At 72.6% G+C, this 14,406-nt stretch carries 14 protein-coding genes and 1 tRNA gene; 5 read left to right on the plus strand and 10 right to left on the minus strand.

What is annotated here, in order from left to right:
* Window position 1: 1 nt before the first annotated feature.
* Both ndk and DGO_RS02070 read left to right on the plus strand, forming a co-directional pair.
* A complete protein-coding gene (gene ndk / locus DGO_RS02065) occupies window positions 2–415 on the plus strand; it encodes a nucleoside-diphosphate kinase (protein WP_014683818.1) in 414 nt (137 codons plus the stop codon).
* Between the two features lie 302 nt (window positions 416–717).
* Window positions 718–1,743, plus strand: coding sequence for a GGDEF domain-containing protein (locus tag DGO_RS02070; protein ID WP_226991415.1), 1,026 nt, complete (start codon window positions 718–720; stop codon window positions 1,741–1,743).
* Between the two features lie 19 nt (window positions 1,744–1,762).
* Here the strand turns inward: DGO_RS02070 and DGO_RS02075 are convergent, their stop codons facing one another.
* Both DGO_RS02075 and DGO_RS02080 read right to left on the minus strand, forming a co-directional pair.
* Window positions 1,763–2,242 (minus strand): hypothetical protein, encoded by a 480-nt coding sequence (locus tag DGO_RS02075; RefSeq protein WP_226991416.1) that lies wholly within the window; start codon window positions 2,240–2,242, stop codon window positions 1,763–1,765.
* A gap of 218 nt (window positions 2,243–2,460) precedes the next feature.
* Window positions 2,461–2,537 (minus strand) — tRNA-Arg (locus DGO_RS02080).
* Between the two features lie 41 nt (window positions 2,538–2,578).
* Here DGO_RS02080 and DGO_RS02085 point away from each other — a divergent pair.
* Window positions 2,579–4,612 carry a peptidylprolyl isomerase gene (locus DGO_RS02085; protein ID WP_014683821.1) on the plus strand — a complete coding sequence of 678 codons (2,034 nt, stop codon included), beginning with the start codon at window positions 2,579–2,581 and terminating at the stop codon, window positions 4,610–4,612.
* Between the two features lie 144 nt (window positions 4,613–4,756).
* Entirely contained in the window at window positions 4,757–5,515 is a 759-nt protein-coding gene (locus tag DGO_RS02090) for a segregation and condensation protein A (RefSeq protein WP_014683822.1), read from the plus strand.
* On the opposite strand, the gene DGO_RS02095 is transcribed toward DGO_RS02090, so the two are convergent.
* From DGO_RS02095 to DGO_RS02110, 4 genes are all read right to left on the minus strand, one after another.
* Entirely contained in the window at window positions 5,500–6,318 is an 819-nt protein-coding gene (locus tag DGO_RS02095; protein ID WP_043800651.1) for a shikimate 5-dehydrogenase, read from the minus strand. The two genes, DGO_RS02090 and DGO_RS02095, sit on opposite strands and share 16 nt — an antisense overlap.
* Window positions 6,315–6,743: a CoA-binding protein gene (locus tag DGO_RS02100; protein ID WP_014683824.1), complete on the minus strand. Its 429-nt coding sequence runs from the start codon at window positions 6,741–6,743 to the stop codon at window positions 6,315–6,317. Before DGO_RS02100 ends, DGO_RS02095 begins: the two co-directional genes overlap by 4 nt.
* Window positions 6,740–8,077 carry a glutamate-1-semialdehyde 2,1-aminomutase gene (hemL, locus tag DGO_RS02105; protein ID WP_043800653.1) on the minus strand — a complete coding sequence of 446 codons (1,338 nt, stop codon included), beginning with the start codon at window positions 8,075–8,077 and terminating at the stop codon, window positions 6,740–6,742. The genes DGO_RS02100 and hemL overlap by 4 nt, the downstream gene beginning before the upstream one ends.
* A 232-nt stretch (window positions 8,078–8,309) precedes the next feature.
* Complete coding sequence (locus DGO_RS02110) at window positions 8,310–8,939, minus strand: hypothetical protein (protein ID WP_043800655.1); 630 nt, start codon at window positions 8,937–8,939, stop codon at window positions 8,310–8,312.
* A 132-nt stretch (window positions 8,940–9,071) separates the two neighbouring features.
* Between DGO_RS02110 and DGO_RS02115 the strand changes: the two genes are divergently transcribed.
* Window positions 9,072–10,454 carry an alpha/beta hydrolase family protein gene (locus DGO_RS02115; protein WP_043800658.1) on the plus strand — a complete coding sequence of 461 codons (1,383 nt, stop codon included), beginning with the start codon at window positions 9,072–9,074 and terminating at the stop codon, window positions 10,452–10,454.
* Between the two features lie 50 nt (window positions 10,455–10,504).
* Here the strand turns inward: DGO_RS02115 and DGO_RS02120 are convergent, their stop codons facing one another.
* The 4 genes from DGO_RS02120 to DGO_RS02135 all read right to left on the minus strand — a co-directional run bounded on the left by DGO_RS02120 (window position 10,505) and on the right by DGO_RS02135 (window position 14,403).
* On the minus strand, window positions 10,505–11,137 hold the full coding sequence (locus DGO_RS02120) for a thiamine diphosphokinase (RefSeq protein ID WP_014683828.1): 633 nt from the start codon (window positions 11,135–11,137) through the stop codon (window positions 10,505–10,507).
* Window positions 11,134–11,676, minus strand: coding sequence for a GNAT family N-acetyltransferase (locus DGO_RS02125; RefSeq protein ID WP_014683829.1), 543 nt, complete (start codon window positions 11,674–11,676; stop codon window positions 11,134–11,136). The genes DGO_RS02120 and DGO_RS02125 overlap by 4 nt, the downstream gene beginning before the upstream one ends.
* Window positions 11,677–11,746: 70 nt before the next feature.
* Window positions 11,747–12,730, minus strand: coding sequence for an ABC transporter ATP-binding protein (locus tag DGO_RS02130; RefSeq protein WP_014683830.1), 984 nt, complete (start codon window positions 12,728–12,730; stop codon window positions 11,747–11,749).
* 131 nt (window positions 12,731–12,861) lie between these two features.
* The gene (locus tag DGO_RS02135; protein ID WP_043800664.1) at window positions 12,862–14,403 is read right to left on the minus strand and encodes an ABC transporter permease; all 1,542 of its coding nucleotides are present in this window, start codon (window positions 14,401–14,403) and stop codon (window positions 12,862–12,864) included.
* Window positions 14,404–14,406 lie beyond the last annotated feature (3 nt).

The raw sequence follows: 14,406 nt of genomic DNA on the forward strand, positions 1-14,406 counted from the left end.
TATGGAACGCACTTTTGCCATGATCAAGCCCGACGGCGTCCGCCGTGGCCTGACCCCCGAAATTCTCGCGCGCATCGCCCGCAAGGGCTACCGCGTGGTGGGCCTCAAGCAGATGGTGATCTCGCGCGAGACCGCCGAGAGCCACTACGGCGAGCACCGCGAGCGTCCCTTCTTCGGTGAGCTGGTGAGCTTCATCACCGGCGGGCCGGTCGTCGCCATCGCCCTGGAAGGCGAGAACGCCATCGCCGGCTGGCGCGGCATGATGGGCGCGACCAACCCCGCCAACGCCGCCCCCGGCACCATCCGCGCCGACTTCGCCACCACCACGGGCGAGAACGTCACCCACGGCAGCGACAGCAGCGAAAGCGCCGAGCGCGAGCTGGGCCTGTTCTTCCGCCCCGAAGAGCTGCTCTAAGCCCCGCCCCGCAGGCCCCGGCCACGACCTCGACGGGTCGGGACCGGGGTCTTCCATTGGCCCCCATCGGGGGCGACCGGGAAAAAGAGTGAGGCGTGTGGACCGAGCTGTTAGTCTGCCCCTTGTCTGCCGGTGTCCGCTCCCTGAACGGGGCATCTGGTGACTGGCGCGGCGCGGTGGTGGCCCCGCGCCTGCGAAGGGGGCCAGCGGCCTTCCGGGAACAGCTGAGCGGAGCAGGACAGGAGCGGGGGAGGGCCGGGCGACGCCGCGCGGCCCGGACGGCCCAGGGTGGAGGTACGGCTTTGGACGGAGAGCAGAATCTGCTGTGGCAACTGCGCGAACGCCTCCGTCTGGGGCTGTGCGCCGCCGTGCTGCTGCGCTTTTTGCTGCTGCCGGGCATGTCCGGGGACAGCGCGGTGCAGGTCCGGGCCTACGTCGCCCTGCTGGCCCTGCTGGGGGTGGTGATGAGCCTGCTGGGGCTGTCGCGCCGAAAACCCAGCCGACTGCTGGCTGAGGTGGTCTGGGCGCTGCCCACCCTGCTGATCGCGCCGCTGTGGGCGGCCCACCTGAGCCGGATGGGCGGCAGCCCGGCCGAAATGCTGCTGTGGCTCGGGGTCATCGTCGTGGCGCTGTTCGTCTTTCTAGGGTCGGTGCTGGGCGCGGCCTTCTCGGCGGTGCTGGCCCTGCTGCTGGGACTGGTGCTGATGATGTGGCCCCCCACCGGCGAGGCGGCGACGCTGTGGCACTCGGCCGCCCTGGCCCTGCCCGCCATGGCGGTCCTGAGTTTCAGCCTGATGCGCTTTACCGAGGTCCATCTCACGGTCTATGCCGAAACCACCGACCAGTTGCGCGCGGCGCGGCTCGACGCCCTGACCGGAAGCCTGGGGCGCGCGGCGCTTGAAGAACATCTAGGCAAGGCGGCCGTGTATGCCCGGCGCAGCAGTACGCCGCTGAGCATCATCGTGACCGACATCGACCGGTTCAAGCAGGTGAACGACCAGCACGGCCACGGTGCGGGCGACGACGTGCTGCGGGCCTTCGCCAAGCGGCTGCGGCGCAGCGTGGGGGGGCTGGGCGGCACGGTGGGCCGCTGGGGGGGCGAGGAGTTCCTGATCGTCCTGCCGGGACTGTCGCGCACCGACGCCCTGGTGCTGGCCGAGACGCTGTGCCGCGAGGTGGAGCGTGGCCCGCTGGCCGGACTGAACGTGACGGCCAGCTTCGGGGTGGCGGCCCTGCGCGACGCCACCGACTCGCCCGCCTCGCTGTTCGCCCGCGCCGACGCGCGGCTGTACGAGGCCAAGGCGGCGGGCCGCAATACGGTGCGCTGAGGCGCGCCCCCGCTTTCCCTCAGGGCGCGAAGGCGGGCAGCAGTGCCGGCTGGAGCTGCGTGACATAGCCCCGGGTGAGCAGCCGCAGGCCTTTCCCGTCCGGCAGCACCAGCACGTCCTTCAGGCGGCCTCCCCGGATGACGGTGCCCGGTCCCTGGGCGGTCTGGACGGCGCGGCCCTGACCGGCAGCGAGGTCGGCGGCCGAAAACTGCGCGCCGCTTACGGTCATGACCCAGGCCAGGGGCCGCAGGTCGCTGTCGTAGTCCACCTGCACGCTACGGGCGGGCAGCGGCGGCCGCTTGTCCCAGCGCACCCGGCGCACGCCGTGGCCTTCGCGGGTACGCGCGTCGGCGCTGGCGTCGTAGGACCCGTTGGCGGTGAACAGGACCCGCGCCGCGAGGTCCTCGGCCGCAGGCTGTTTCTGACAGGCGGCCAGCAGCGCGCAGAGCGTCAGGGCCGCCAGGGCCGCGCCCCTGGGGGGCGGGAAGGAGGGTTTCACCCCGCCACCATACGCCCGCGCCGCCGGGACGAACGCCCGCGCCGCCGGCCCGAGGTGAGACGAGGGTAAAGTGCCGTGCCACACGGCTTAAGTCCGCTTCATATCCCCTTCAGAACGCGTGCTAGACTTGGCGGCGTGTGCCTGCGACCAGGGGTTCGGTACCCCAACAACCCGAACGCCGCCCACAGGGGCGGCGCGAACAGCTTTCGGGATTGGGGTGGTGCGCTCGACTGGACTTGAACCAGCGGCCTTTGGCTTCGGAGGCCAACGCTCTATCCAGCTGAGCTACGAGCGCGAAAGCTCAGGTACCCTAGCATTTTGCCCCAAGGAGATCAAGTGAAACGAAAACCACTCGTGAACGGTCTGTTGATCGTTCTGGCCCTGCTTCTCGTGGTGGGGATGGCCTACCAGTTCGTGCCCTCGCTGCGCGGCGGCGGCGCGGGCGGCCTGTTCGGCCGTCAGACCGGCACGCCGGCCCTCCGCGTGGACGGCGCGACCGTCACGGTCGAGGAACTCGAAGCGGCGCGCCGCAGCAACCCCGTGATCGCCGGCACCGACACCGGCCTGCTGGGCGACGACTTCAAGACCTACGTGGTGGCGCAGAGCGTTCGCCGGGCGTTGTACACCCAGGCCGCCAGCGACATCAACGTGAGCCGTCAGGACGTGGACGCCGAGGTCAAGAAGTTCCGTGAGGCGCGCAACCTGACCGACAACAAGGCCTGGACCGATGCCCTCCAGGGGGCAGGCCTGACCGACGCGGCCTACCGTACCCAGGTGCGTGACCAGCTGGCCGTGCAGCGCAAGGTCGAGTCGCTGCAAAAGGACGTGCCGGCCGCCACCGACGCCGAGGCGCAGGCCTACTACGACCTGAACCAGAACCAGTACCAGAGCGACGCCCGTATCGTGGGCCGTGAGATCGTGGTCGCCGACCGCGCCAAGGCCGACGCCCTGCTGACCCAGGCGCGCGCGTCCGGGGCCGACTTCGCGGCCCTGGCGAGCGCCAACAGCACCGAGTTCAAGGACCGGGGCGGCGCGCTGGGTCCCATCGAGAACGGCAGCCCGCGTCCGGTCGCCCAGGTGGCCCTGCCCACCGAGGTCGCCGCGGCGGCCTTCGCCCTGAAGGACGGCGGCGTGACCGACGTGGTCGCCAGCGGCGGCAAGTTCTACATCGTCAAGGTCGAGCGCTACCTCGCGCCCGCCACCCGGCCCTTCTCGGAAGTCAAGAGCCAGGTGCAGGCCACCGTCACCCAGCAGAAGAAGGACGCCGTGGTCGAGAAATGGCTCGACGGCCTCCAGAAGGACGCCAAGATCGAGTACGTGGACCCGGCCTGGAAGGTCGAGAACCCCACCGTGGCGACCGTGTCGGGCCAGAACATTCCCTACGCCGACGTCGTCGAGCAGGTCGTGAACAACCAGCAGCTCGCGCAGATCTTCCAGCAGCTGCCCGCCGAGCAGGTTGCCGGGCTGGTCAACACCGGCCTCAAGCCCCAGATCGTCAAGCAGCTCATCAGCGGCTACGCGGCCCCCACCATCGCCGAGAAGCTCAAGCTGAACCTCGTCGGCACCCGTCAGGAGATCGCCACCGCCCTGAGTGCCTACGGCGCGCGTGACGTGAAGGTCTCCGACAGCGACGTGCAGGCCTTCTACCGCCAGAACGTCGCGCAGTTCGAGACCCCCGGCAGCGCGAGCGTGGACGAGGCCAGCTTCGCCACCCGCACTCAGGCCGAGGCCTTCCGCACCGACTGGAACGGGCAGGGCGAGTTCGTGGCGGCGGCGACCCGTGCAGGCGGCACCGTGAGCGAGCGCGGCGCGGTGACCTCGGGCGACCAGAAGCTCGGCAGCGAGCTGGAAACGGCCGTCTTCGGCCCCAACCTGCGCAGCGTGGGCGAGGGCAGCCTCTCGCCGGTCGTGCAGAACGGCCAGCGCTTCTCGGTGGCCTACGTCACCGATCTCAAGCGCGCCACCACCCAGCCGCTGAGCGCCGTGCGCGCCCAGATCGAGGAGCAGGTCCTGGCGAGCAAGAAGAACGAAGCGGGCCAGAAGTTCCTGGAAGCGCAGGTGGCGACCCTCAAGCCCACCGACCGTCTCCAGACCGTGCTCGCGGCCCAGGCCAAGCGCGTGGCGGCGGCGACGCCCAAGACCGAGACGCCCGCGACCGGCACCCCGGCGACCGGGACGCCCGCTACGGAGACCCCGGCCGGCAGCGGCAGCACTTCGGGGAGCGGCAGTGCCTCGGGCAGCGGCGCCAGCACCCCGGCGACGGGCGCGGCCGAGAACGGTACGACCACCCCGGCGACCGGTACTCCCGCGACGGGCACCCCGGCCACCGGCACGTCCACCGAGACGGCCCCGGCCACCAGCACTCCCTGAGCCTGACCTGAAGTTCCGAGCGGTGGCCCTGCCTTGTCGGCGAGGCCGCCGCTCCGTTTACCCTACAATCGGCCGGTGACGCCGCGCCTGTCCCCGCCTGAACTCCGGGAGGGCGGCGCCGGAACCTCCGGCCCGGAAGGCTTCGTGGCCGACCTCCCGGCCTTCCGGGGCACGCTGGCCGAACTGGCGTCGGCGCTGCGCACGGGCCGCCTGGAGCCGGCCGAGGTGCCGCTGCTGCGCCTGACGCGCGAGGTGCTGGCCTGGGTGGCGGAGGTGGGCGGCGAGGACGTGTCGGCCCTGGCCCGCCGCTGGCCCGAACTGCTGCCCACCCTGGCGGGCGTGATCGCCCTGAAGGCCCGGCTGCTGCTGCCCCCTCCCGAGGCCGAGCCCATGCTGGCCGGTGAGGATGTCTGGGACGAGGACGCCGCACACGACCTGGCGGGCGGGGTCGAGGCGCTGGCCGAACTCGACCGCCTGGTGGGCTTTCTGGCGGCGCGGCGCCGCGAGCGCGAGGGCCTGATTCCGGGGCGTGCCGCGCCAGTCGAGCTGCCCCGCCGCGAGGCGCGGCGCACGCCGGGGCGCAGCCTGGCGCGGCTGGTCCAGGCCGCCCAGAACGCGGTGCGGCAGGTCGAGGTGCCGCTGCTGTCGCGCGAGCGCCTGACCCTGGCCGACGCTCTGCGCTCGCTCGTGGCTTTCGGCGAGCGGCTGCGGCACTTCACCTTCCGGGGCATTCCGGCCCAGGGCTGGGGCGAGCGCACGACCTACTTCTCGGCGCTGCTGGAAGGGGTCAAGGAAGGCCACTTCCAGGCCGAGCAGGAGGGCAGCTACGGCGAGATCCGGATCGTGGCGACCCGCCCGGAGGCAGGGGACGAGGTCCCCGGGGCCGCTCAGCTCCGGGCGTAGGCCACGGCGGCCTGCACCTGCTCCGGGCTGGGACGCACGCCGGTATACAGCACGAACTGTTCGAGTGCCTGCAGGGCCACGACCTCCAGCCCGGTGACCACCGGGCGGCCCTGTGCGCGGGCCTCCACGATCAGTGGGGTCTCGGCGGGCAGGGCCACCACGTCGAAGACCGTGCGGGCCTGGGCGATCAGCTCGGGCGCGAAGGCCAGCTCGCCCGCCTCCGGGCCGCCCGCCATGCCGATGGGCGTCACATTGACGAGCAGGTCGGCCGCCACGGGTTCGGGCTGCCAGGCCCAGCCGCAGCGTTCGGCCAGGGCGCGGCCCGCCGCCCCGTTGCGCGCGACCAGCGTGCCGCGCGTGAAGCCCGCGTCGCGCAGCGCGCAGGCCACCGCCTTGCCCATGCCGCCGCTGCCGCGCACGGCGACCGTCTGGGCGGGGTCCAGGGCATGTTCCTCCACCAGCAGCCGGATGGCCGTGTAGTCGGTGTTGTAGGCGCGCAGGAACCCGCCGCCGTTCACGATGGTGTTCACCGACCCGATGGCGGCGGCCGAGGGGTCCAGCTCGTCGAGCAGCGCGATCACGTCTTCCTTGTAGGGCATCGAGACCGCGCAGCCCCGCACCCCCAGCGCCCGGATACCCGCGACCGCGCCCGGCAGGTCGGTGGTTGTGAAGGCCTTGTAGACGTAATTCAGGTCGAGCGCGGCGTACAGCCAGTTGTGAAAGCGGGTGCCGAAGTTGCCCGGCCGCCCGGCGAGGCTCATGCACAGCCGGGTGTCGCGGTCCAGATGGGGAACGGGCCTCACAGCAGGGCGCGGTGGTCGGCGAGCATGCAGCGGTCCTGCACGACGTCCACCCCATGCGCGAGCAGCTCGGCGGCGACCTCCTCGTTGCGGATGCCCTGCTGCATCCACACGGCCCTGGGCAGCGGTTTCATGGCGAGCATGTCCGCGAGGTGCACGCCCACCTTGTCGCTGCGCCGGAACACCTCGACCACGTCTACCGGCACCGCGATCTCGGCCAGGGTCGAGACGGCCCGGTTGCCGAAAAAGCTCTCGCCGCGCGCCGCGAGCGCCGGGTTGACCGGAATGATGGTGTAGCCCTGGCGGTACATGTACTCGGGGACGTAGTGCGCCGGTTTCATGGGGTCGGGATGGAAGCCCACCACCGCGATGACCTTGTGGTCGCGCAGGATGCGGCCCACGTCCTGCAAGGTGTCCAGGTGCGTCACAGCGTTCCTCCCGGCAGGGCCCCGAAGGCCGCGCGGGCGGCGTCGAGGGTGGCGTTCAGTTCGGTGTCGGTATGGGCCGCGCCGGTGAAGATGCTCTCGAACTGCGAGGGCGCCCAGTACACGCCGCGCGCGAGCATGGTCTGGAACCACGCCGCGAAGGCCCGCGTGTCGCTGCGCGCCGCGTCGGCATAGTTGCACACCGAACCGTGGGGCGCGTCCTGGAAGAAGGCCGTGAGCATCGAGCCGACCCGGTTCACGCTCAGGGGCACGCCGGCCGCCTGCGCCTCGTTGACCAGCCCCTCACCCAGCGCCGCCGTGTAGGCGTCGAGACGAAGGTACAGGTCCGGGTCGGCTTCCAGTGCGCCCAGGGTCGCCAGTCCGGCGGCCATCGCCAGCGGGTTTCCACTCAGCGTGCCCGCCTGGTACACCGGCCCCTGCGGCGAGACGTAATCCATGATCTCGGCGCGGCCCCCGTAGGCCCCCACCGGCAGGCCCCCGCCGATGATCTTGCCCCAGCAGGTCAGGTCGGGCGAGAGGCCCAGCAGCCCGGTCGCGCCGTTCAGGCTCAGGCGAAAGCCCGTCATGACCTCGTCGGCGATGAGGACAGCCCCCGCCGCCTTGACGCGGTGCAGGGCGGTCAGGAATTCAGGTGTGGGGATCAGGACCCCGGCGTTGCCGACCACCGGCTCGAAGATCACGGCGGCGATCTCGTGACCGCGCTCGGCCATCAGGGCGTCCAGGGCGGCGGGGTCGTTGTACTCGCTCACCAGTGTCAGGGCCGCGTACTCCTCGGGCACGCCCGCGCTGCTGGGGGCCGCCGCGCCGAGTTCGCCCGCGTTCGTCATCAGGCCGCTGCCCGCCTCGACGAGCAGGCCGTCGGCGTGGCCGTGGTAGTTGCCCCGGAATTTGAGGATGTACTTGCGCCCGGTAAAGCCGCGCGCCAGCCGCAGGGCGCTCATGGTGGCCTCGGTGCCGCTGCTCACGAAGCGCACGCGCTCGGCCCCGGTCAGGCGGGTGACGAGTTCGGCCAGCTCGACCTCGCGCGCGTTCGGCGCGCCGAAGCTCGTGCCGCTGCCCAGCGCCCCCGCGATGGCCTCCCGTACCGCCGGGTGGTCGTGACCCAGGATCATCGGCCCCCACGAGCCGATGTAGTCGATGTACGTCTGGCCGTCGGCGTCGGTGAGGTACGCGCCGCGCGCCGAGGCGATGAACCGGGGCGTGCCGCCCACGCTGCGAAAGGCCCGCACCGGACTGTTCACGCCGCCGGGCGTCACCGCGCGCGCGCGCGCGAACAGGGCCTCCGACGCGGCGGTGGGAGAGAGGGAAGTCGTCATGCCGCCCAGCCTAACGGAGCCGCCGCGCCCAGACGGTGGGGCACCGCTCAGGGTGAAGGCTGGGCCAATACCGGTTTCGGCGCACAGGGTCGCCCGCCCTCCCGGCTGGTGGCGCGCGCAGGAGCGAACCGGGTTCCGGACGTGAAGCGGGCAAACCGGCGCTCTGGCGGTCTGCCCACGACACAGTCGGAATCCGGCTACGGGGTCCGGACCGGGGGTCTGGAACGACGGATTACAGGCCCAGCAGCCCCATCGCGGCCGTTTCGGTCAGCTCGCGCTGATAGGGGGCGGTGAGCTGGCGTTCCTGGGCCGTCGCGGTCTGCACGTCGCGGTTCAGGTCCGGCACGCGGCCGTTTTGCAGGTCGTTGGCCGCCTGCGCGAAGTCGATGCTGGGCAGGCCCAGGGCGCGGTTCACGGCGCTGCGGATCACGGCGTAGCGCTGGGGGCTGAGGTTCTCGCGGGCCAGGGCCTGGGCCTGCGCGGCGCGGGCCGCCTGCACGCTGCCGCCCGTCTGGCGGATGGTGTTCACGACCTGGATCAGGGTGGGCGTCTGGCCCTGCTGGATGCCCTGCCACAGCGCGTTCAGGTCGCTGAAGTTGGTGCCCAGCGCCGTGCGGACCTCGCGGCGGACCTGCACGAACTTCTCGATGTCGCTGCGGGTCACGGCGGCCGTCACGTCACCCGTGGCCGTCACCGCGCCGCCCGTCTGGGACTGCGTCTGGGCCGGGGGCTGCCATCCGGCCAGAAAACTGCGTGCGGGCTGCACCACGAAATTCCAGGCCAGCACCCCGACCAGCACCAGCACCAGCAGCGTGCCGCCGCCGCACCCGAAACAGCCACAACCGACTCCTCGTCTATTCACGTCTCCGGGTACGCGCCCGCTGCGGCCCCGGTTCCCCGGCGGCCCCCAGTTGACATTGGGCAAGAACAGGCCCTTAATAACACCCGATTCTCATCAATTCGCCGCACTGCACGTCCTCACCCTGGAGGTCCCATGTCCGTCCGTACCCGTTCCGCCGCATTGCTGCTGTCACTGTGTGCTGGCCTGCTCGCCGGCTGCTCGCAGGTGGCCGCGCCCGCCGAAGTCCGCCCGCAGGACACCCGCACCTTCAAGGCCGCCGTGCCTAATCAGACTGCCCTAAGTGGCGCGCAGCTGTACCAGGGGACCTATTCGGGCCTCCAGGGGCCAGCGAGCTACCTGATCGAGGTGCCGGACAACTGGAACGGCACCCTGGTCATGTACGCGCACGGCTATGCGGGCACGGGCGAGACCCTCAGCGTGTCGCCGCCCTCCATCCGGGCGTACCTGATCGCGCAGGGTTACGCCTGGGCCGCGAGCAGCTATTCGGCCAACTACTACGACGTGCGCGCCGGGCTCGAGGACACGAACGCCCTGGCCCTGAGTTTCGGCAAGCTGACGGGCGGCAAATACAGCGCGCCGGGCAAGTACCTCATCATGGGCGTGTCCATGGGCGGGCATGTGGCCGGCGCCGCCGTCGAGAAGGAATCGCTGGCGAACGAGCGCAACAAGGTGAACTACGCCGCCGCTCTGCCCCTGTGCGGCGTGATGGACCAGGATTTCGAGTTCCAGTGGCTGGGCGACTACACCCTGGCCGCCGCGCAGCTCGCCGGGCTGGGGCCGCAGCGCTACCCGCAGAGCGACTACCAGACGCTGCTGCCCGACATCAAGGCGGCGCTGTTCAGCGACACCTCGGCGGCGCTGTGGCAGGAAAACGGCGCGCAGGGTACCAAGCTGCGCGAGCTGGCGCGGCGGCTGACCGGCGGTGACCGCCCCGTGTTCGAGCTGGGGTTCCGCACCGCCGGCACGCAGAACGCCGTGTTCAGCACCGGCGGCTCGGACGGCACCATCAACGGCGTCCTGACCAGGAACCTGTACGGCAACGTGGGCCGCACCTACCGCTGGACCGACGGGGCGGCCCCGACCGCCGCCGAGACCTCGTTCAACGCCTCGGTGCTGCGCGTCACGGCCGACACGGACCCCAACCCGGCGCGCACGGACGGCCTGCGCTGGCTGCCGCGCGTGAACGGCGACTTCAGCGTGCCGGTGCTGACCATGCACACGCTGGGCGACTTCTACGTGCCCTTCGCGCACCAGCAGCGCTACCGCCGCGCCGCCGAGGCCAGGGGCAACGGCGGGCGGCTGGTGCAGCGGGCCATCCGTGCCGCCGGGCACTGCGAATTCACGGGGGCCGAGATCGTGCAGGCCTTCGGCGACCTCGTGACTTGGGAAAAGACCGGCCAGAAGCCCGAGGGCGACGACGTGCTCACCGCCGCGACCGTGGCCGATCCGGCCTACGGCTGCCGCTTCACGCGCGCCACCCGGACCGGGGTGGCGGCCTGCACGACCACGCCCTGACCGGGGATGGGGCGGGCGAGGTGTTGCGGCAGCCGCTGTCCGGGTCCGGCCTAGACCTCCGTATACAGCGCCGTCACCAGGGCGTGCCCGCCTTCCAGCGAGGCCGTGACCTGGGCGGCGGCCTCATGACCCACCTCGTTGCTCAGGGTCCAGCCGCTGCCCAGCGGCACGTCGGCCCCCGCGAGCGGCCAGCGCACCCCGCCCAGGCTCAGGCCCGCGAGGTCGGTGCAGGCCACGACACTCAGGGTGGTGCTGGGGGGCAGCGCCAGCGCCAGGGGCCGCCCCGGCAGCAGCGGCCACGCCCACTCGTCGCCGCTGGTGAGCCGCACCTCCAGCCCCGCGCGGGCCAGCCGCACGCCGCCCAGCAGCAGCGCCGCCGCGTGGTCGAAGCGGCCCCCGAAGGCCCCCACGAACACCAGTTCGCGCGCGCCACGTTCCAGGGCCACGCGCACGGCCAGTTCGGTGTCGGTCTCGTCCTTGGCGGCCGGGTGGACCTCGCGCGGGGCATCAAGCTGCACCCCCGCCGAGGAGTCGAAGTCGCCCACCCACACATCTACCCGCAGCCCCAGGGGAGCCGCGTGCCGCGCGCCGCCATCGGCCGCGACGACCAGATCGGGGCGGGGCAGGGCGGCCAGGGCGGGCGAGAGGGTCAGCCGGCCACCGGCCAGAATCCAGGCGATCATGCGCCGGCCTCCGGCTGGGGGTCCGCGCGCAGCCGCGCCAGTTTCACGCTGTCCCAGCGCTTTCCCTGCCACAGCCGCGCCTGCGGAATGCGGGCACATTCCTCATACCCCGCCCTCCCCGCCGCGCGGATCATCCGGACGTTGCCCCCCCAGGTCGTGAGGGTCAGGACGTGGGCCGCCGTCTGGGCAAAGGTGTCGGCCGTCCAGCGCCGCAGCGCCTCGCCGCCCAGCCCGCCGCCCCAGTGGGCCGGGTCGTAGAGGACGATGCCCAGCTCCCACCAGCCGCCGCCCGCCGGGGCCTCCTCCCAGCGGGTGACCTGCCCGATGCACGCACCGTCCAGGGCGACGATTCGGCGGTGCGGGTGCGGGGCCCTGCCCGCCTCCTGCTCGGCGAAGTCGGCGTAGGACAGCCCCCCGGTCTGGCCGTGAAAATACGGCGCGTCCCAGCGCTTCCACTCGGGGTCCGGCTCGGCGTGCAGCCAGTGCCAGAGGATCGGCCAGTCGTCGGGGAGGGCTTCGCGCAGGTGCAGGTCAGGCATCGCCGGCCAGTGTGGCAGGTGCGGGCGGCGGGGGCATCCGCCGGATGACGGGGCAGCGCGGCGCGGCGGCTCAGCGGTCGTCGGGGACCTCGCGCAGCCCGGCCCGGTCCACGTCCAGCCGCAGGGTGTCGGCCTCCAGATGCGCCGCCTCGCGCACGCTCAGGTGCAGGGTCAGCGGCCCCAGCGGGTGCGATACCGTGACCGCCACGCCCGCCTCGCCGGGCTGCCGGGCGATGACGGGGCAGGGCTCGCCCTCGCCGGGCCGCAGCGCCGCCTCGGGCACGAGGAGGGCCTGCCCGGGGGGACCGGGCAGCACGTTCGCCCAGCCCAGGAAGGCCGCCACCCAGGCCGTCGCGGGCCGCGCGAACACCTCGGCGGCCCCGCCCTGCTGCACGGCGCGCCCCGCGCGCATGACCGCCACCTGCCCGGCCAGGGCCAGGGCCTCGCGCTGGTCGTGGGTGACGAGCAGCACGCCCGCGCCCGAGGCCGCGAACAGCCCGCGCAGGTCGGCGCGCAGCTCGGCCCGCAGGCGCTCGTCGAGGTTGGAGAGCGGTTCGTCGAGCAGCAGCAGGGGGGAGCGCGTCGCCAGCGCGCGGGCCAGCGCCACCCGCTGCTGCTGCCCGCCCGAAAGCTGCGCGGGGCGGCGGCCTTCGAGTTCGGGCACCTGGGCCAGGGCCAGGGCTCCGCGCGCCCGCGCCTCGGCCTCGGCGCGGGGCACGCCCCGGCGGCGGGGGCCATACGCCACGTTGCCGAGCACGCTCAGGTGCGGAAAGAGGGCGTAGTCCTGAAAGACCAGCCCGACCTGCCGCGCCTCGGGCGGGAGGGCCGTCACGTCGCGCCCGCCGATCTCGACCCGGCCGCCGTCCGGGCGCTCCAGGCCCGCCACGCAGCGCAGCACGGTGCTCTTGCCGCACCCCGACGGTCCCAGCAGCGCCAGCGTCTCGCCCTGGGGCACGCTCAGCGACACGCCGTCGGCGGCCAGCGTGGAGCCGAAGCGCTTGGTCAGGGCATGGAGGGTGAGGGCCGGGGGCATGGCCTCCCGATTCTGCCGCATACGAACTCCGATCGAATCGTTTCTGGAGCGATTCAAGCCGAGCGGAACGAGTGGGAGCAGGGCGGATTGCGGACGTGGAGTGGGCAAACCGGCTCTTTCCCGATTTGTCAACGAAACAAACGGAATCCGTATCACGTCACCTCTCCCTCGCCGCCGTCGAGCACCGTGAAGGCCAGCGCCGAGAGCAGCAGCAGCACGGTCGCCAGCGCGCAGGCCTCGCCCAGGTTGCGCTCGCCGGGGCGGCCCAGGCGCTCGTACAGGCCCACGCTCAGGGTCGCCCATTCGGGACGGGTGAGGACCAGCGTCGCCCCGAACTCGCCCAGCACGGTCGCCAGGGCCAGCGCCGCGCCGCCGCGCAGGGCGGGCAGGGTCAGGGGCAGCGTCACCGTGCGGTGCGCCGCGCCGCCGGTCGCCCCCAGCGTGCGCGCGGCCTCCAGCAGCCGGGGCGGGAGGGCGCGCAGGGCGGGCAGCAGCGAGCGCACGACCAGCGGCAGTGCCAGCAGCGTGTACGCGGCGATGAGCATGGGCAGCGTGGCGCTGAGCTGCGGGTAGGCCAGCAGGTAGCCCACCGCCAGCGACACGGGCGAGACCATCAAGGGCAGCAGCGACACCACGTCCAGCACCCGCGAGCGCGCCCGCCACGCCCCCAGCGCGTACAGCCCCCCCAGCACGGTCGCCCCGAGCAGCGCCGCCAGGGCGAAGCGCAGGGTGTTGCCCAGCAGCAGCGGCGTATCCTCGTCGGCCAGTACGCCCTGCCAGTAGGCCAGGGTCGGCCCGCCGCTTCCCAGCAGTCCGCGCGCCACGACGGCCAGCAGCGGCGCGAAGCAGATCAGCACCGTCACCGCGCCCAGGCCCCAGAGTGCCGCGAGTGCCCCGCCCCGCGCCCGGGGAAGGCCGGCAGCAGGCACGCCCGACCCGCCGCGCGACAGCAGGGTGTAGGCCCAGGTCGCCGCCAGCGTCAGCGCGAGTTGCCCCACGATCAGGGCGCTGGCCTCGGGGAAGCGCAGTTGCAGGGCCGTCAGGGTGTAGATCTCGACCTCCAGCGTGGCGTAGCGCTCGCCGCCCAGCGCCAGCGGCAGCCCGAAACTCAGTGCCGAGTACAGGAACACCAGGATGACCCCGGCGGCCAGTCCCGGCAGCGCCAGCGGCAGCGCCACGCCCAGCGCCGCGCGCCAGGGCGTGGCCCCCAGCGTGCGCGCTGCCCCGATCAGCCCCGGCGACACCCGCGAGAAGCCCCCGTAGGCGAGGCGAGTCATCACCGGCAGGTTGAAGAAGAGGTTGCCGAGAATGAGCAGCGCGGGCGTCTCGCTCAGGTCCAGGCCCAGCGGCCGGGTCAGCCAGCCCTGCGGCCCCAGCAGCGCCGAGAGCCCCAGGACCGCGACCAGCGTGGGTGTCACGAAGGGCAGCAGGAGCAGCCGCAGCAGCAGCCCCTTGCCCGTGAAGTCGTGGCGTGAGAGCAGGTACGCGAACGGCGCCCCCAGCGCCAGCGCCAGCCCCGCCGTGCCGGCCGCCTGCGCCACGGTCCAGCCCAGGCGGCCCAGAAAGTACGGGTCGCGCCACACCGCGAAGTTCACGCCGCCCTCGAGCAGCGTGCGCCCCAGCGGCAGCGCGAGCAGCAGCGCCGTGAACACCAGCGCGGGCAGGGCCAGCAGCCAGCCGCCGAGGCGGGTCATGGC

It is taken from the genome of Deinococcus gobiensis I-0, assembly GCF_000252445.1.
Taxonomy (GTDB): domain Bacteria; phylum Deinococcota; class Deinococci; order Deinococcales; family Deinococcaceae; genus Deinococcus; species Deinococcus gobiensis.